Annotated in this window: 14 protein-coding genes and 1 tRNA gene; 4 read left to right on the forward strand and 11 right to left on the reverse strand. The window is 48.0% G+C overall.

Going from position 1 to position 18264, the window contains the following annotated elements:
- Positions 1-80 precede the first annotated feature (80 nt).
- Entirely contained in the window at positions 81-1658 is a 1578-nt protein-coding gene (gene gshA / locus GGR41_RS05830; RefSeq protein WP_167661039.1) for a glutamate--cysteine ligase, read from the forward strand.
- Positions 1659-2074: 416 nt separating this feature from the next.
- Complete coding sequence (locus GGR41_RS05835; protein ID WP_209279757.1) at positions 2075-3202, forward strand: Fic family protein; 1128 nt, start codon at positions 2075-2077, stop codon at positions 3200-3202.
- Positions 3203-3243: 41 nt separating this feature from the next.
- Here GGR41_RS05835 and GGR41_RS05840 read toward each other — a convergent pair whose 3' ends face one another.
- Together GGR41_RS05840 and GGR41_RS05845 are read right to left on the reverse strand one after the other, a co-directional pair.
- Positions 3244-3447 carry a helix-turn-helix transcriptional regulator gene (locus GGR41_RS05840; RefSeq protein ID WP_167661040.1) on the reverse strand — a complete coding sequence of 68 codons (204 nt, stop codon included), beginning with the start codon at positions 3445-3447 and terminating at the stop codon, positions 3244-3246.
- 163 nt (positions 3448-3610) lie between these two features.
- A tRNA-Arg gene (locus tag GGR41_RS05845) sits at positions 3611-3685 on the reverse strand.
- A gap of 198 nt (positions 3686-3883) precedes the next feature.
- On the opposite strand from GGR41_RS05845, the gene GGR41_RS05850 reads away from it, so the two are divergent.
- On the forward strand, positions 3884-4813 hold the full coding sequence (locus tag GGR41_RS05850) for a c-type cytochrome (RefSeq protein ID WP_167661041.1): 930 nt from the start codon (positions 3884-3886) through the stop codon (positions 4811-4813).
- Between the two features lie 76 nt (positions 4814-4889).
- On the opposite strand, the gene GGR41_RS05855 is transcribed toward GGR41_RS05850, so the two are convergent.
- Together GGR41_RS05855 and GGR41_RS05860 are read right to left on the reverse strand one after the other, a co-directional pair.
- Entirely contained in the window at positions 4890-6410 is a 1521-nt protein-coding gene (locus GGR41_RS05855) for a 3-hydroxyacyl-CoA dehydrogenase (protein ID WP_167661042.1), read from the reverse strand.
- A gap of 127 nt (positions 6411-6537) precedes the next feature.
- Positions 6538-8910 (reverse strand): phosphoketolase family protein, encoded by a 2373-nt coding sequence (locus GGR41_RS05860; RefSeq protein ID WP_167661043.1) that lies wholly within the window; start codon positions 8908-8910, stop codon positions 6538-6540.
- 169 nt (positions 8911-9079) lie between these two features.
- Here GGR41_RS05860 and GGR41_RS05865 point away from each other — a divergent pair, with 169 nt between their 5' ends.
- The gene (locus GGR41_RS05865) at positions 9080-9319 is read left to right on the forward strand and encodes a hypothetical protein (RefSeq protein WP_077734433.1); all 240 of its coding nucleotides are present in this window, start codon (positions 9080-9082) and stop codon (positions 9317-9319) included.
- 129 nt (positions 9320-9448) lie between these two features.
- On the opposite strand, the gene GGR41_RS05870 is transcribed toward GGR41_RS05865, so the two are convergent.
- From GGR41_RS05870 to atpD, 7 genes are all read right to left on the reverse strand, one after another.
- Complete coding sequence (locus GGR41_RS05870) at positions 9449-11470, reverse strand: UvrD-helicase domain-containing protein (protein WP_167661044.1); 2022 nt, start codon at positions 11468-11470, stop codon at positions 9449-9451.
- Positions 11471-13528 (reverse strand): primosomal protein N', encoded by a 2058-nt coding sequence (locus GGR41_RS05875; RefSeq protein WP_167661045.1) that lies wholly within the window; start codon positions 13526-13528, stop codon positions 11471-11473. It abuts the gene before it with no gap.
- Position 13529: 1 nt separating this feature from the next.
- A complete protein-coding gene (locus GGR41_RS05880; RefSeq protein WP_167661046.1) occupies positions 13530-14291 on the reverse strand; it encodes a hypothetical protein in 762 nt (253 codons plus the stop codon).
- Positions 14292-14355: 64 nt separating this feature from the next.
- Entirely contained in the window at positions 14356-15432 is a 1077-nt protein-coding gene (gene hemE, locus GGR41_RS05885) for a uroporphyrinogen decarboxylase (RefSeq protein ID WP_167661047.1), read from the reverse strand.
- Positions 15433-15464: 32 nt separating this feature from the next.
- Entirely contained in the window at positions 15465-16199 is a 735-nt protein-coding gene (locus GGR41_RS05890) for a hypothetical protein (RefSeq protein WP_167661048.1), read from the reverse strand.
- Between the two features lie 180 nt (positions 16200-16379).
- Complete coding sequence (locus GGR41_RS05895) at positions 16380-16802, reverse strand: F0F1 ATP synthase subunit epsilon (RefSeq protein WP_167661049.1); 423 nt, start codon at positions 16800-16802, stop codon at positions 16380-16382.
- A 12-nt stretch (positions 16803-16814) separates the two neighbouring features.
- Positions 16815-18233 carry a F0F1 ATP synthase subunit beta gene (atpD, locus tag GGR41_RS05900; protein ID WP_167661050.1) on the reverse strand — a complete coding sequence of 473 codons (1419 nt, stop codon included), beginning with the start codon at positions 18231-18233 and terminating at the stop codon, positions 16815-16817.
- Positions 18234-18264: the final 31 nt, after the last annotated feature.

The raw sequence follows: 18264 nt of genomic DNA on the forward strand, positions 1-18264 counted from the left end.
CTGCCAGATGTCTTTCCCTTTATTCTCAATGCGCATTACAATCAACGGCATATTTAGCCAGTTATAAGCGAACTTAGGTAATGACATTAAGCCAGAATCACATAAAAAAATTAGCCTCTCATTTAACGCTACTCAGTGACATTCGTCGTGGGGTTGAAAAAGAAGGCTTACGTGTAGATACTCAGGCCTCTTTAAGTGCCACCCCTCACCCGCATTCATTAGGCTCTGCTTTATGCAACGATCACATCACAACGGATTATGCTGAAGCCTTACTCGAGCTCATTACTAGTCCCCGATCTTCGGTTGAAGGCCTACAGTCTGACTTGCTGCATGTGCATCAATTTGTCGCTAGACATATTGGTGACGAGGTCATGTGGAATCAATCCATGCCGGCTTACTTGCCCCCCGAATCAGATATACAAATTGGTTGGTACGGTACGTCTAACTCTGGCTTATTTAAAAACGTATATCGCCGCGGTCTGGCAGAACGCTATGGTAAACGCATGCAGTGTATTGCGGGCGTGCACTATAACTACTCCTTACCGGACAAGATGTGGTCGTTGTTGGAAATCGAAGGGCGTACCCTTCAAGAACAGCGCTCTAATGGCTACCTTGCATTAATTCGTAATTTCACACGTTTTTCGTGGTTACTGATGTACCTATTTGGTGCATCGCCTATTGTGTCCAAAGACTTTCTGCATGGACACGACCTTCCCTTAGAACAGCTCGGCCCTGATTCCTACTACCTACCGTGGGCAACTAGCTTACGCATGAGCAACTTAGGCTACCAAAACAAAGAAGCTCAAGCCGAGTTGCAGCTTTGTTATAACGATTTGGATACGTTTTTATTACGTATGCGCCGTGCTGCTACCACCCCGTGGCCTGCGTATGCGGCCATTGGTACGCACCGAAACGGCGAGTGGATTCAGCTCAATACCAATATCCTACAAATCGAAAACGAGTATTATTCAAACATCCGTCCTAAGCGTACGCCTAAAGCGGATGAACGTCCTGCTACTGCGCTAGCTAATCATGGCGTGGAATACATCGAAGTCCGTTGTCTTGATATTGACCCTTTTGACCCTATCGGCTTATCGGCAGCCTCATCACGCTTTTTAGATGCTTTTTTATTATTCTGTGCGGCAGAACCTAGCCCGATTTTTCCCGAGGGTGGGTTTTGCCAAGACAGCAAAAACAACTTTGCTTTGGTCGTTACCGAAGGCCGCAAGCCAGGCCTGCTGTTAAAAAACCAATACAAGCAAGATATCGAGCTAAAAAGCTGGGCTGAGGAAATACTGTTAGCCATGCAGCCTTATGTAGAGCTCTTCGATAAAGGCACGGGTCATACCCATTATCAAGATGCTCTCCAAGCACAATTTGCAAAGGTACAAGACGCCAGCCTATGCCCTTCGGCTCAGCTCTTGCAGCAAGTTAAAGAATCCGGGTTAAGTTTTGTCGACTTTACCTATGCTCAAAGCCAAGTACATAAAGCAACCTTGCTTAAGCAAGAAATCCCAGCCGACACATTGCAAGCGCTTACCCAAGCCGCCACCGAGTCCTTAACGCAGCAAGCACAGATCGAGGCCAAAGAAGCCAATCAAAGCTTTGAAAACTTTGTATTGGCTTTTGAGAAAAAGCTGGATTTGCCTAGAGGCTAGGCAAGCTTGTGTGGTTTTTGGCTTGATATTACCGTGCATCAACCGACAACAAAAAACCCGCTAACCGAGTATTGGTGCGGGTTCATTTTCGCTAACTCTTGTACTAACCTTGTACCAATACAGCCACACCAAAGACTAACTTTTACTACCTAAGCTACTAATCAAAGCACTGCGCTAATCTGCACTCTAGTCCCCTCAAGTTGCTATTGTCTATCAAAATGTCATTGAAATGATAAGCAACGCAACTTGTCTCTCAATTATAAGACTCAAAACCCGTTGTCTATCACTTTTTATAGATTTTGATAGACAACGCGGTTTGACTATCATATATTCACCTCAAACCACATTGACTATCATTTCAATGACATTTTGATAGACAACCGTTTTAGCTCTTATTGCTAAAAGGAAGAATTTATATGATGAACTTAGCCCTAGATGGAGCTGTACATTACCATTACGATAATTTCCCCCCTAAGCAACTAAACTATGAAAAATTGATGCCAATGTTGCTTAGAGCTACAGATGCAATAGCTAGATATGACCAAATGCTAAAAAACATGCACAACAGCGAAATACTGTTGGCTCCCTTACGTAACCAAGAGGCTGTTATTTCCTCAAGGATGGAGGGTACCGTAAGTACGATGGATGAAATTTTAAAATATGAAGCAGACCATCAAAATGGAGACTCAGACTCCACTGAAAATGTTAGATCAGAAGTTATTGAAACTATCCTCTATCAACGCTCTTTAAAGCTGGCGCAGCAAGCATTAATAGATGGCTACCCCATAAGTCAATCAATGATTAAGTCCTTACACCAAAGACTCTTGTCATTTGGCAGGGGTGCAGGGAAATCACCAGGGGAGTTTAAAATAGAACAAAACTATTTAGCCGATCGAGCTAAGCAAAAAATTTTATTTGTGCCTATTAGTCCTGAGAAACTTCAAGATGGATTAGATGAGTTATTTGCTTATATAAAAAGCTCTTCTGCACCAAGTCTCCTCAAGGCTGCTATTTCCCATCTTGAGTTTGAAGCCCTCCACCCTTTTAAAGATGGAAATGGGCGCATCGGCCGCATGTTAATCACACTGATGCTTTGGCAAGCAAAAACTATTTCCGAACCACATTTTTACATCAGTGCCTACTTTGAGGAAAATAAAGACCGATATATAGACACAATGAGAAAAGTCTCAGAAACAGGTGATTGGGACGAGTGGTGTTTATTTTTCTTAGAAGCAGTAGAAAACCAAGCCATTAGCAATTTATCAATAGCTGAGAATATACGTGCTCTCTATGAGGATATGAAAAAAACCTTCGCAGATATACTTTCATCCAAATGGAGTGTTACTGCTCTAGATTTTGTTTTTACAAATCCCATATTTAGAAATAACAAATTCACATCTCAAAGTGGGATACCTCAAGCTACTGCAGCTAGATTCACAAGAACAATGATTGACAATAACATTCTAATAACACTAGAAGAGGCTGCAGGAAGAAAACCTGCACTCTACTCCTTTGAGCCCCTTTTAAAACTGGTTAGGGTCTAAGCTTCCTCTATCACTGAAGCGCCAAGCAATCGCACGGCCTCCTATTTTATAGGCTTAGGGAAATGACCCTTTTTAACCCATTCATAAATGATTGTTCTTGATGCACCACCCATACGCTCTTGTACGGCAAATACCATTAACGGTAGTCGCTGATCTTGATCTAACGGGTCTATACCATCAGCCAATAGCCGCTTAGCGTCTTGGTGGGCTTGTCGGACGGCAACGGCGCTTAGTTTTGGCTTCATGACGGTATTTTTTTATCAAAATTATGAGATACCGTCTAAAGTACCGACTAAAGACGGTATATGTCACTTTACATTGCCGTGCATCAACCGACAACAAAAAACCCGCTAACCTAGTATTGGTGCGGGTTCATTTGACTTTAACGTACTGTAATTTATGCCGTTGTGGCGCGCCCGACAGGAATCGAACCTGTATCGAGAGCTTCGGAAACTCTAATTCTATCCATTGAACTACGGGCGCCTAATAAAGTATTTTAACTCGTATAATAGTTTTTGTTGAGCTATTTTTATTATAGACTGAATTTAGCCCTCTTAACCCTATCCCTATAGTACACTTAGTCCGCTATAATTACGGGTTAGTAACTCCCTTTTATTTTCGTGGCGACGTCCTAAACAGTAGTCAGCCCGCCCACTTTGTACGATTTCGCAGGATCCGACTATGAGCCTTACGGAACAACAATCTCACAACAACGCCATTAAACATACCGCAGAGGTCAAAAATCCAGCCCGTATTTTCTGGTTGTCTATTTTATTTTTGGTCGTTGTTGGTGCAGCCATGTATTACATTGACATCAACACCAATGACTTACGCACTGGTAAATCACGCTCTGATCACACCGAAAGCGTGTCTTCGCGTATTCAGCCAGTGGCTAAGTTTGCTTTGGCCGTCGTCGAGGGTGATCGCCCTTTAAAATCAGGCAAGGAAGTCTACGAAGCCACCTGTACGACGTGTCACGCAGCGGGTGTAGCCGGTGCACCTAAATTCGGCGATAACGCTGCTTGGGCGCCGTACATTGAAACAGGCTACGAGGCCATGCTCAAAGTGGCTTTAAACGGGAAAGGCGCGATGCCCGCTAAAGGTGGTAATCCTGCTCTCGAGGACATCGAAGTAGAGCGCGCTATGGTCTATATGGCGAATGCCGCCGGGGCTAACTTTGACGAGCCCACTGGGGCTGACGATGTCGTGGCTGAAAAAACAGATGCCACCGCAGACAAGGCTCCTACTGAAACCGCTGCTGCTCCAGCCACAGATGCTCCGGCCGCAGAGGCTGCGACCACAGACGCCTCCGCTGATACCGCTCAGGCCGCGGCTGGTGGCGCCGTTCCTGCAGCCACACCCGACCAGCTGGCTAATGGTAAAAAACTGTATGACGCCGCCTGTTTTGCTTGTCATGGCTCTGGCGTAGCCGGTGCTCCTAAATTTGGTGATAAAGCCAGCTGGGCCCCTTATATTGAGACAGGCCTAGACACCATGCTGCAAATTGCTATTGCCGGCAAGGGCGCCATGCCTCCTCGTGGGACCGCAATGAATGCCTCTGACGACGATTTACGCGATGCTATTTTGTACATGATCGAAGACGCTCGCTAAATCAGCTCCACCCCAACAAAAAACCGAATGGTAGATGCCATTCGGTTTTTTGTTTTCAATAAAGTCTACTTCTTACTTAGCGTGTGGTACGCAACGAGGTCGTTAACTGTACACGTCGTTGCAGCCATAGGCTTGGTCTATAGCGCATATCTCCTGTCACATGCTGCATCGACTGCAGTATTTCTAACACTAGGTCGGCTCCTACTGCATCACCCAAGGACAATGGCCCCCCATGTGGGTAACCTAAGCCCAAAGACACAGCGGTATCAATATCGGCTGGGGTCGCAATGCCTTGTTGCGCAATATCACAGGCCCCATTCACTATAGATGCCACTAAGCGCTGCGCTACAAAACCGGCCGAGTCCTCAATCAAACTGACTGGAGTTTGGTCATGGCTAAATAATGCAAGCGCCTTATGGCACCATTCTTCCGCCGTTAAAAGCGAACGCATTAAGACCCGCCGCTGTCCCGCCTCTAAACCAAACGCTGTATCTAAAGCAATTGTACGCTGAGCATCTAAGCCAAAATTAGCCACTACCGTGGCTACGTCCTCGCCATAAGGGGTAATTAAAATCAACGCGTCTTCTGGCGCTAAATCACTTTCATCGATGACGATTCCTAGACGTTCTAATAATTCGGTAGCACGCTCGTAACCCACTTCATGATGCGGCAGTACCCACACCTTAATCTCGTCATTTAACGGAGGAATCGGCATGGGCTCGGGCAACTGTTTTTTGCCATCCACATAGGTATAAAAGCCTTGGCCAGTTTTACGCCCATACATGCCTCCGGCATAGCGCACTGCAGTAATCGGAGAAGGTCTAAACCGCGGCTCCTCGTAAAACTGGTGGTAAATGGATTCCATAACAGGATGCGAGACATCTAACGCCGTTAAATCTAACAGCTCAAAGGGGCCCATTCTAAAGCCGGCCTGTTCGCGCATAATAGCGTCAACCGTGGCAAAGTCTGTGACTTGCTCCTGAGCAATTTTCAGGCCTTCTATATTCATTGGACGCCCGGCATGATTCACGATAAAACCGGGCATATCTTTAGCGCGTACTGGCGCATGACCCATGCGTTGCGCTACCTCAACCAAAGCCTGACATACCTCAGGTTTAGTACGCAGGCCTTCAATCACCTCTACCACTTTCATTAAGGGTACAGGGTTAAAAAAGTGGAATCCTGCTACACGCTCGGGGTGCTCACACGCCTGAGCAATAGCGGTAATGGATAAAGACGAGGTGTTGGACGCTAGAATACATGAGGCACTCACCACGGCTTCGAGTCGCTTAAAGACGTCTTGTTTTACCTCGAGGTTTTCCACAATCGCCTCGACTACTAAATCCACATCGGCTAACTCTTCTAACGCAGCACACGGGGTAATCTGAGCTTGAGCGGCTTTAACTTGCTCGACGCTCATGCGTCCGCGTTCGACTTGGCGCTCCCAAATGCTCGTTAACTGAGCCTGTGCTTTACTGATTGCAGCAGCACTTACATCAAATAAAAAGACGTGCAAATTGGCCTGAGCGGCAATTTGCGCAATCCCTTGCCCCATTGCTCCGGCACCAATGATGCCGATTTTTTGTATCCCAGACATACTGTCTCCTCTGGTATTAAAACTTAAACGATACGAATTAAAAGAATAATATCAAAAAATTGTAATATGTTTAGCCTTTAAAAAACCCACTGCACTTTTTGTACAGTGGGTTGAACACCTTTGCCTTTTAAGGTGTGCGTAATACATTCGGGTCGCCTTTACCGGCTACGGCGTCCTGTTCTTCGGTGGTTAAAAACTGGGTTAAATCTGTCTGCGCTAATTGTGCATACGCTGCAACCGCATGCGCCCAGGTGCATTGATTAGCAAATAACATACCAAAATCATCTAATGTGCCGCCCCTGTTTTTATAACCCAACACCTGTTGAGTTTGCATGTGAGGAAATAACATGGGCAAATGGCCCCTGAATACCTCGGGCCGGATATGAGTTAATGCCACGCTAAAGGCATATGAGCTGGGAAACAAAGCATCGCGGCGCGTTGGGCTGAGTAAAGCAGCGGCTTCGTACTCATCACGAGCTTGACGCAGACGCCCAGGCTCTTGCAAATAGACCAGTCGATACCCTACTCCTTGTTGATGTAAGCGTTGGGCTGCTAGCTCTAGTTGAGTCAACTGATAACTGCCATTCGCAATCAATAAAACAGGATGAGTTCCAGCGTGTTCAGCCACCACGATTGCCCCCTCTTCGGCAAGCTGCGCAGCTTGTGTGGCAGTAAAACGGGTTCGGTGATCACGCTTAGGCACCACCATACACACAATTTGCCCACGTGACTGGTAAATGCCCGGTAAAAGCGCTAACACGCTGTTGTAGTCGGCTGGAAAAACCACTTTAGACACATCACTCATTTCCCCGAGCAAGGCCTCGGCAAAGGTGGTGTCCTGATGAGATTGCTGATTTTTTCCATTTTCCCACGTATGCGAGGTCGCTATCACCGGCCAGCTTAGCCACTGCGCCGGGCGCCCTACTTCTTTTTGCTGACGTGCGAAAATGATTCGCTGACGCAGCGCCCCCAGCATCTTGACGCAAAAAGCTTCATAACTGGCGACCAAATTAAGCCCCGCTTGGTTTCCTATGCATGCAGACACTACTGCCTCTTCGTTTAACGCAGTAATGATGGCCCCTGTAACGGATTCACTTTCACTTTCAGGGTCAGAAACTCGATGCTTTAAGTGCTGTAGTACCGCTGTAAGACGGTTGCTGGCGAGCTCATCGGGGTTACCAACCCGAGCCCTTAGGCTGGGATTCAAACGTACGAGCTCAACAAAGAAACGATCCATAGCCGTCATGGGGCTTAGTGTGGTGCCTACTGGCTCGTAGGACAGCTCAGGCAAAACAGGGAGTGCAGGGCGGCGGGTTGCTAGCGCATTATCACGCTCGAGGACTCGATTTTGTTGGTGATGCGTTTGTAATGCCTGCACACTTTCAGCGAGCTCTTGCGGCTCGACCCACAATGGTTTGGTGTAGGTCGTAAATAAGTCGCGCGCGTGTTGATCCACGTGGGGATTTGCCGGTAAAGGTAAATTATGCGCACGGTTCTCATCTGCACCATAAAAACCAAAACCCTTAGTAGTATGAGCAATACCATAGGGAATTTTTACGGGATAATGCAATTGCCCTGCTTGAACTGCCTGAGCGCGTTGCGCCAAACGTTGCTCCATTTCCCATATCACATACACAAACATGGCTGGATCGCGTCCATCAAAAGCGATGGGGTCAAAACCGCACCCTTTTAAGTGCTCCATAAAACCACTTAAGCCTTCTAAGGTACCTAATTGAGTACGCTGCTCAATCCGCCGCCCATTGGCGATCATGATGGGCAAGGGCATTCCCGTGTCATGCGCACGCCACCATCGTGGAATCCAATCGCTGCCGCGCTGTTCTTCGGCAGCCCCATCGGACAAAAAGGTAACGAGCTTTTCACCTGGTAAAGGCATATGCACATATTGCAACTCGGCAAAGCCTAGATAACCGCCTTCAATTAAGCCGCCGGCTGTATGCGGGTTCACATGACTGCCTAATGGGGCCGCCGCAGAGCCATCGGCCGCCTGAGCATAACCATAAAAATCTTGGACTAATTGGGTTAAACCGGCCTCCCCCTGCCCGTAAGCCTCTTGTTGCTCGGGATGCATATTGCCTAACAAGACATTGATGGCGTCAATGGCTGCGACGCTATGCCCCTGACCCATCAGCCATGCCCTGGTTTCGCCCGTTAAAGCATTCAAGCTCATGTAGGCAGCATAAGCAGGCACCATATTTAGAGCGCCTCCGGTATGGCCTTCAGGTTGAATTTTAAAGTCCTCAGCCTCTAAAGGTTGACCATCCATGCGCACACGATTCGCATAGGTCATATGCACCACTAGCCACATTGCCGCAGCCGTTAACCGATCTAAGGCAATCATTTTTTCATAAAACGTCGTGATGTTAGGCTGCAAGCCTAATTCGACGAGGCGTTGCCCCATTTGATGAATAGCTTGGCTTGTTTCCTTACTGTGCTGAATGGGTCCGTAGCCTTGGCGCCATTTTTTTATAATTTGACTCATCACCTTTCCTCATTGTTAACACATACCTTTACTAAAATAGCGTATTTTGGCTTCGGCTTTTGTGCTGTTTACCAACAGACTAGGGTTTACCCTTGACTGAACCCTAGGGAAAACCCTATAATATGCGTACTGTCAGTTTCTAAATGACTTTCTAACTGAGGATTTACACATGGCAACGCTAAATGCTAATTTACAAGACACACGCTGGAGCGATTCGATTGAGCGTTCAATCATGGATCAAACTCTAAGCAATGGCGAAGCTGTATCCTTAAAAGATGTAGTGACAACCATTGGTGGCACGATCAAAAAAGTTGCTAAAGCTTTTGGCAATAAAATGATTGCTTTATCCGAGGCGGTCTACGAAGCACGTATGGAAGATGCTCGTATTCATTCTCGTTTGTTTTACTAAAGAGCTACAGCCTTTACCGGCTAGCCACACTTGGGACTATCTCGTTCTTAAGTAAGACTACCGTTATGCAACGGTATTCTGGATACCAAGCGCAAAGCACCACTTATTACTGTGGTGCTTTTATTTTTTCTATTTCAGCAATTCTTTTAATAGTGTTAAACGCTGCTTGGGTGTCATATGCGCCTGCGCCTCTTCAACAATGGCCGTTTCAGCTAAGCCCATCTCTGGAATAAAGCGTGATTTTTCTCTGACGGTGTATTCTTTAGCGCGACGTCGCCTTTTACACCAACTGATACGCAAACTGCGTTGTGCTCGCGTAATCCCTACATACATTAAACGCCGTTCTTCTTGGATACGTTGTGTCAGCACGAGTTCTTCTTGGCCGACAGGAATATCTTCATCGTCGCGCCCTAAATGAGGCAGCAAGCCTTCTTCCACCCCAATCAAAAACACATGCTTATACTCAAGACCTTTAGCCGCATGCAGCGTAGATAAATGCACGGCATCGACCTCATCGTCTTGCTCATTGCGTTCCAGCATGGTGATCAGTGCCACGTGTTGCGATAAGTCTAATAAGCTCATGTCATCTGACTCCGCTTTACCTTTTAACCAGTCGACTAACTCGAGTACGTTATGCCAGCGTGCTAGAGCCGGTTTATCATCAAACACATCGTACAAATACCCTTCGTAGTTAATGGCTGATAAGAGTTCGTCCACCACTGCAGCGCCCTCGCGTCCGGTTTGCTCGGCTTTATGGGTCAAGCGCAAAATAAACTCGCGGAACACTTGCAATGGTTTGTACTGCCGCTCGGGCAACTGTTCGGTTAAAGCAGCAACATCAATAGCCTCGAACATCGAGACCTGATGAGCGACCGCAATAGCGCCCAGCTGAGTCAAAGTAGTTTGGCCTATGCCGCGCCGAGGTGTGGTAGCAGCGCGGATGAAAGCTGGATCGTCATCATGGTTGGCAATTAAACGAATATAAGCCAACACATCTCGGATTTCTGCTTTATCAAAAAAACTTTGGCCTCCGCTCATGACATAGGGAATGCGTAGTTCACGAAGCTGCTGCTCGATTAAACGTGCCTGTTGATTGCTGCGGTAGAGCACGGCGAAGTCCCCCCACTTTGCTTTGCGCTCAAACTGTTCGGCCGAAAGGCTAATGCCTACCCACTGCGCCTCCGACTGCTCGTCGTCACAATCTTTGATCTGTATAGACTCACCCAAACCTAATTCCGACCACAACTTTTTGCCAAAAACGATAGGATTATGGCCAATGACATTGTTGGCGGCTTCGAGAATACGTTGTGAAGAGCGGTAGTTTTGCTCAAGCTTAATCAGCTTTAACTGCGGGTAATCCACGGTAAGCTGTTCTAGGTTTTCTACGGTGGCACCACGCCAGGCATAAATAGCTTGATCATCATCACCCACCGCCGTGAACATGGCACGCTCCCCAACCAAAGCTTGGACTAAGCGGTACTGGCACGTATTGGTGTCTTGGTATTCATCCACTAATAAATAGTGGACTTTTTTCTGCCAGCGCTGGCGAACCTCGAGGTTTTGTTCGAGTAATTCTGTAGGCAAACGAATTAAATCATCAAAATCGACGGCTTGATAAGCGCGTAGCGTCTCTTCATAACTACGATATACCTTTGCCGACTCGGCCTGACTCGGTGTTTGCACTGCTTGAGCCGCCGCATTAGGCCCCAGCAATGCGTTTTTCCATAACGAAATATCCTGTTGTACCGCACGCAAACGAGCTTTATCGGTGGTAGCTAAAATTTCCTGAATAATGCCTAAGGTATCGTTGGCATCCATAATAGAAAAGCGCGGCTTTAATCCGGCATGCACAGCTTCTTCGCGTAAAATTTTTAAGCCCAAGGAATGGAAAGTGCTAATCGTTAAGCCCCGAGTTAAGCGACGCTCTATGAGACCCTGCACACGTTCGGCCATCTCGCGGGCGGCTTTATTAGTAAACGTTAATGCCGTGATTTGCCTAGCACTATAACCACACTCGCCAATTAAATAAGCAATTTTTTGGGTAATAACACGGGTTTTACCACTCCCTGCCCCAGCCAAGACCAAAGCAGGACCATCTAAATATCGCACCGCCTCTGCCTGAGCCGGGTTTAATCCTAAAGCAGCACTCATTTATATTTCCTGGGGATCCACTTCTAGTGTAAATTTACATCGAAAATGCTTGGCTAACTCATCAAGCTGCGCCCCCCATGCCCATAAAAACGCCTGCAAAGCGGATCGCTTTTGGCTTTCTATAAGTAATTGAGCACGCTCGATGTTGGCGACCCTAACAATACGCAACGGCACCGCATCGTATAAAAAGACGTGCTCTGCCCCAGGCATGTCGGGGTGTTGTGCCCATTGTTTGGCATGTTTTAAAAAGCCCAGAGCCTGATCCAGCGTTTTGGCCTCTGCCGTAATTAGCGCTAAGTGCACATAGGGCGGCAAGCCTACAGCCTGACGTTGTTGTAGCTCGTGGTGGGCAAAGAGTGCATAGTCATGTTTGATAAGGGCTTGGTAAACGGCCTGGTCGGGGTAGTCCGTTTGCACTAAGACCTCTGCGCCCTCGTGGTGGCGCCCAGCGCGCCCAGCAACCTGCATTAACTGCGCAAATAAGCGCTCTGGGGCTCTAAAGTCTTGGGCAAACAGCATGGTATCGGCATTTAGTATGCCCACTAATGCCAATTGACTGAAATCATGCCCCTTAGAAACCATTTGGGTGCCAATGATAATATCGACTTCGCCAGCGTGAACCTGAGCAAACAAGCGCTCTGCACTACCTTTACGTCGGGTGGCATCGGCATCAATACGCACGATTCGTGCATTGGGAAAGCGGTTTGATAAAAACTCCTCGATACGCTGTGTGCCCTGCCCGACTGGTTTTAAGTCCACTTGCCCGCAATCAGGACAATGCCTGACCACAGGCTGCTGGGTACCGCAATGGTGACACTGCATATAATGCTTGTACCCTTTATGCAGTACCGCATAAGCCGAGCAATGAGGACATTGGCTTAACCACCCACAGGATCCACAGTGCAAGACGGGAGCATAGCCACGACGATTTAAAAAAATTAAGGATTGTTGCCCTTGGTCTAAGGTATGCTGCAACGCATCGAGTAACTGGGGCGACCAGCCTTGGTCTAGTTGCGCTCGACGCGTATCAATCAGCCGCACGCTAGGTAAAGCCACTGCTGTGGCCCGTTTGGTAAGCTGTAATAACTGATAGTGCCCTTGTTCCGCGTGACGCCAGCTTTCAAAAGAAGGCGTAGCCGAGCCTAAAATGACATGGATTCCTAACTGCTGGGCTCGCCATACCGCTAAGTCTCGTGCCGAATACCGTAAGCCATCTTGCTGTTTATACGAAGCATCGTGCTCCTCGTCGACAATAATTAAACCTAAATCGGGTAAGGGGCAAAATACTGCCATGCGTGTGCCAAGTAATACACGCGCGTCGCCCCGACTGGCGGCTAGCCACGAGGCTAAGCGTTTACCGTCTGCTAACCCACTATGCATTACAGCAATGGGGTAGGACACCCCGTCCACATCGACTAAGCGCTGCCGTAACGTCTTTTCAAACTGGGGCGTTAGATTAATTTCCGGCACCATGAAAAGCACTTGCTTGCCTTGGGCCAATACATTAAGAGCTAAACGCAAATAAGTTTCCGTCTTGCCGCTTCCTGTGACCCCATACAACAAAAAACGCGCAGGGTGTTGAGACTGTGTAACGCGGTCTACCACCACCTGTTGCTCGGTGTTCAGTTCGGGTGCCGGTTGCGGTGTGACCTTTTTGGCTGAGGTAATTTTTTTCTTTTGACGCGCCAGCAAGCGTGCCACCGGCCCACCTGCAGCATTTTTTCCTGTGTATGCCGCTGGCCGCCGCAATGGTGCAGGCAATACCGGCAAGACCACTTCGCCCAGAGGGCGTTGATAGTAACGCGCTGCAAATTGCGCCATAGCCAGCCAAGACGCTGGCATCGGAGGTAAATCGGCAAGTACCTGCTCGATATTTTTGACGCGATCTGCGTCAAAGCTAGGCTGCTGAGGGGTTTCTATTACCATTCCAACGAGCTGCCTACGCCCAAATCGAACTAAAACGCGTAACCCCACCGCCACCGGTTCGGTATGGTAATAATCGAATAGATCAGGCAGTGGTACGTCTAGTGCGACACGAAGCCAATAACGCGCTGTCATATTAAAAGCGCCATGTTAGCCCCAAGACTGGCCCTTTGTGGACCATTTTATAGTGGAAATGGTCTTGGCTATAGTTTACGCCTAGGGCTCTGTAGCCTAACTGTGCAGAAAGCCCAGTGTTTATTTTGTATCCTACCCCTGCTGCGATGTCCCAACTGAATTCTGCCCCACCTTTTCCAGCTAAAGCCCAACCCGTTGCATAGGTGTTATCTGTCAGATAGTACACAGCACGAAGCCCTGTTAAGGCATCAACCCATTTGCCGCCATCATGACGATGGATGGCCTTCGTATTTTTGGCGCGTAATGTGGCACTGACATCGACATCCCAATAACGCAATGCGCCGATCACATCCACATGGCCTTTTTTGTGATCCCAGACGGCATAACCCGCCCCAAGCATGGCTGCCAAGGCCGTAGCCCCTACGTTGATGTCTTGGAGGGGACTGGTCGCACTAAATGTAGTTCCTGCTGAGGCCTTGATATAGGTAAGATCAGCGAAAAAACCGAATCGATGTTTGCGTGCAGTGAATAAAGCCATGGCGGCAAAGTCTAGGTCTTTACGCAACGAGCTAAAATTAGACTTTACATGGGTTTTAGGAATACCCAAGGCAGCGGCGTCACCGGACAAACCGGCAGCCCATGCATAAGGGCTGAAAGTATAGGTCCACGAGCTTGCGTCAACCTTTTCCAGCGCCTGAGCATGGACAGAGCATGCCAATAAGCCTAACAGTGCAATAGCCGTCGATTTTTGAAGCAGGCCCATTTTTAGAGGTTCCTTGAGCTAGAAGGAGCAAGAGATAGAAAAGCGGCCGAAGCCGCTTTTAGGATTAAGCTTGATGCATTTTTGCGCTGTAGCTGTGGACTTCGTCCACTAATACTTTCACCATCTCAGGATCGGTAAACTGAGAAATGCCGTGGCCAAAGTTAAAGACATGCCCCCCTTTGCCCACCACACCAAAATCATCAATCACACGCCGAACCTCTTTGGTTACGGCTTCGGCACCACCAAACATAACCATTGGATCCATGTTGCCTTGGAAAGCAACCTGATCCTGTAAACGTTGACGTGCACGTGTTAGGTTAACTGTCCAGTCTACCCCTACGGCATCTGCACCGCACTGAACGATGTCCTCGAGCCACTGACCACCGCCTTTGGTGAAAACAATAACTGGCACACGACGGCCATCGTTATCACGAATAAGACCATCCACCACTTTTTTGGTGTAGGCCAACGAGAACTCTTGGAACAAAGTATCGGCCATAACACCACCCCAACTATCAAAAATCATGGCGGCTTGGGCGCCAGCTCGAATTTGCTCGTTAAGGTATTGGATGGTGGTTTGCGCGTTGATCTCGAGAATTTGGTGAACTAGATCAGGGCGACCATACATCATGCCTTTGATTTTGCGGTAATCAGCTGAACCACGGCCCTCTACCATATAGCAGGCAATAGTCCAGGGGCTACCAGCAAACCCAATGAGGGGGACTTTACCGTCTAATTCGCGACGGATTAAATTGACAGCATCAAAGACATACTGCAGTTTAGCCATATCCGGTACAGCTAAACGCTTTACGTCATCCTCGTCTTTAATGGGATGCGCGAACTGAGGGCCCTCGCCATGCACAAAATCTAGACCTAAGCCCATGGCATGCGGCACCGTTAAAATGTCAGAAAACAGAATCGCCGCATCTAAATCAAAACGACGTAAAGGCTGCAGTGTGACCTCGCATGCGTATTCCTTGTTTTGTGCTAGCCCCATAAAAGAACCGGCTTCGGCGCGTGTTGCACGGTATTCAGGCAGATAGCGACCGGCTTGACGCATTAGCCAGACAGGGGTGTAAGGCACAGGCTCGCGCAACAAAGAGCGCAACAAAATATCGTTTTTCAGTTGGGGTAATGACACGGCAATTCCTAATAAATCAATGCCTGCTTATTTTAACGAATTGATAGCTGTTCTGGGCAGGCAGACACCCGATAAATTTCAGCATCAATGTTATGTTTTCGCATGAGCTCCCAAAAGGAGCGTCTATGTTTTTGTGCGCTGCGCGCTGCTCGTGTGATGTTGCCTTGATTGCGCACCAAAATGGCGCGTATATAGGCCTTTTCAAAGCGCTGTATCACTGTGTTTTTAGCTTGTTGGAAAGGCTGACAATGGACAGCGTACCGAGTAGCTAATGCAGCCGTATAGGCCTCGAGCGAGCTAGGCTCGTGGGCTTCGGCATGGAGGGAGAGAGTTTCCTCTGGAGCGGATTCAATGCGGCTTACTCGTTTATGCAAACGTTGCTGCAAAATCTTAACACGAATAGAAAACTCGGAAATGAAGCGGTAATCCATAATGAAATCGACTGCCCCCACATCTAAGACATCTTGAATGGCAATTGGTTGCAAATCTTTCACTAGGGCGAGTACAGGCGTACGCAAGTAGGGACGAGCATAATAAAGCTGACTACGCACCCAAGCCACATTGCTAGGGCTGACTACGACAATGGCAAGATCGTAGTACAACAGATTGGTGGCTAAATGCCGCAACCCCTGTTCAGGAGTATCGCCCTGTAATAATGACTCGAAACTAAGCGGCTGCACACGCAATTGTTTGTAAGCCCCTGCATACGTTTGAGCCCAAGCACTGGCCTGATCCAATAATAAGACGCACTGCGTAATAGGTTTCATGGTGATCCCCTGTAAATAACAAAGTGCTTTCATCATAAAAAGCCCTAGGTGGAGTCACCATTCGTAATAAGCGCAAAAACTCGTTATTGTGGGAGCGTAGTAATACGTAGTGTTAAACCTGTAGTTAGCATTCACAAAATAGGCGCCTAAAGGCGCCTATTTAAGCAAATGCAACTCGACTTAGTGACGAGGTGCTTTGCGGAATTTGCGAGCAGCTAGAGCTTGAGCTGCTAACATAGCAAGTTCAGCTTCGACTACGGCGATATCGGCTTTGTCTTTGGTTTTGCTTAAGGTTTCTTCAGCTTGCTGACGAGCAGCAAGTGCTTTTTCCTCATCCAAATCCTCGGCACGAATCGCTGTATCTGATAAGACCGAAACCATACCGGGTTGAACCTCGAGAATACCGCCAGCAATGAAGATTACCTCTTCCGTGCCGTCGGTAAGTTCGATTTTCATGGTACCCGGACGAACGCGAGAAATCAAAGGCGTGTGGCCGGGTAGAATACCTAGCTCACCGGTTTCTCCGGGTAACACCACAAATTTGGCTTCACCGGAGAATAATGATTTTTCTGCGCTGACTACGTCAACTTGAAGCGTACCCATGATCAATCCTTATTATAGGGTTTTGGCTTTCTCGATGGCTTCGTCAATACCACCTACCATGTAGAAGGCTTGCTCAGGCAATGCATCGCACTCGCCGTCGACAATCATCTTGAAGCCACGTAAGGTTTCAGCTAAGGACACAAACTTACCTGGTGCTCCAGTAAAGACCTCAGCAACGTGGAAAGGCTGTGACAAGAAGCGTTGGATCTTACGTGCACGGGCCACAATAAGTTTGTCTTCGGGAGACAACTCGTCCATACCCAAAATAGCAATAATATCGCGTAGCTCTTTATAGCGCTGCAATGTCTGCTGTACGCCGCGTGCAATAGCATAGTGCTCTTCACCCACGATTTGGGGATCAAGCTGACGACTGGTGGAATCTAGCGGATCCACAGCAGGATAAATACCCAAAGCGGCAATATCACGAGACAATACAACAGTCGAGTCTAAGTGCAAGAAAGTCGTTGCTGGGGATGGGTCAGTCAAGTCATCCGCTGGTACGTAAACGGCTTGGATAGAGGTAATAGAACCGGTCTTGGTCGAAGTAATACGCTCTTGGAGCTTACCCATTTCCTCGGCCAATGTAGGCTGATAACCCACAGCAGAAGGCATACGACCTAGTAGCGCGGAAACCTCAGTACCGGCCAAGGTGTAACGATAGATGTTATCAACGAAAAATAGAACATCACGGCCTTCGTCACGGAATTTCTCAGCCATGGTTAGGCCAGAAAGCGCAACACGCAGACGGTTTCCAGGTGGCTCGTTCATCTGACCGAACACCATAGATACTTTGGACTCTTTCAGGTTGTCGAGTTGAATCACACCGGCTTCAGCCATCTCGTGGTAGAAGTCGTTACCCTCACGAGTACGCTCACCCACACCAGCAAACACAGATAAACCACTGTGCTGTTTCGCAATGTTGTTGATGAGTTCGAGCATGTTAACTGTTTTACCCACACCCGCACCACCGAACAGACCTACCTTACCACCTTTAGCAAAGGGGCAAACCAAGTCAATCACTTTAATACCGGTTTCGAGTAACTCAACAGAAGGAGACAGCTCGTCAAATTTAGGGGCTTCTTGGTGAATAGAGCGAGTCTCGTCTGACTCGATCGGGCCAACCTCATCAATAGGGCGGCCTAAAACGTCCATGATGCGACCTAAAGTGCCTGTACCTACAGGCACGGAAATAGGAGCACCTGTGTTGGATACGTCCATACCACGGCGTAAGCCATCGCTGGAACCCATAGCAATTGTGCGGACAATGCCGTCGCCTAATTGCTGTTGCACTTCAAATGTTAAGTCGTGCTCTGCAAATTTAGAATCTGCATCAACTAACTTAAGTGCATCATAAACTTTTGGAATGCTGTCGCGGGGGAACTGAATATCCACCACGGCGCCGATGCACTGAACGATGGTACCGTTGCTCATGTTTAGTCCTTGCTTAATAACGTATACGGTA

The sequence above is a fragment of the Paenalcaligenes hominis genome, from assembly GCF_011927625.1.
GTDB classification, from domain to species: domain Bacteria; phylum Pseudomonadota; class Gammaproteobacteria; order Burkholderiales; family Burkholderiaceae_B; genus Paenalcaligenes; species Paenalcaligenes hominis.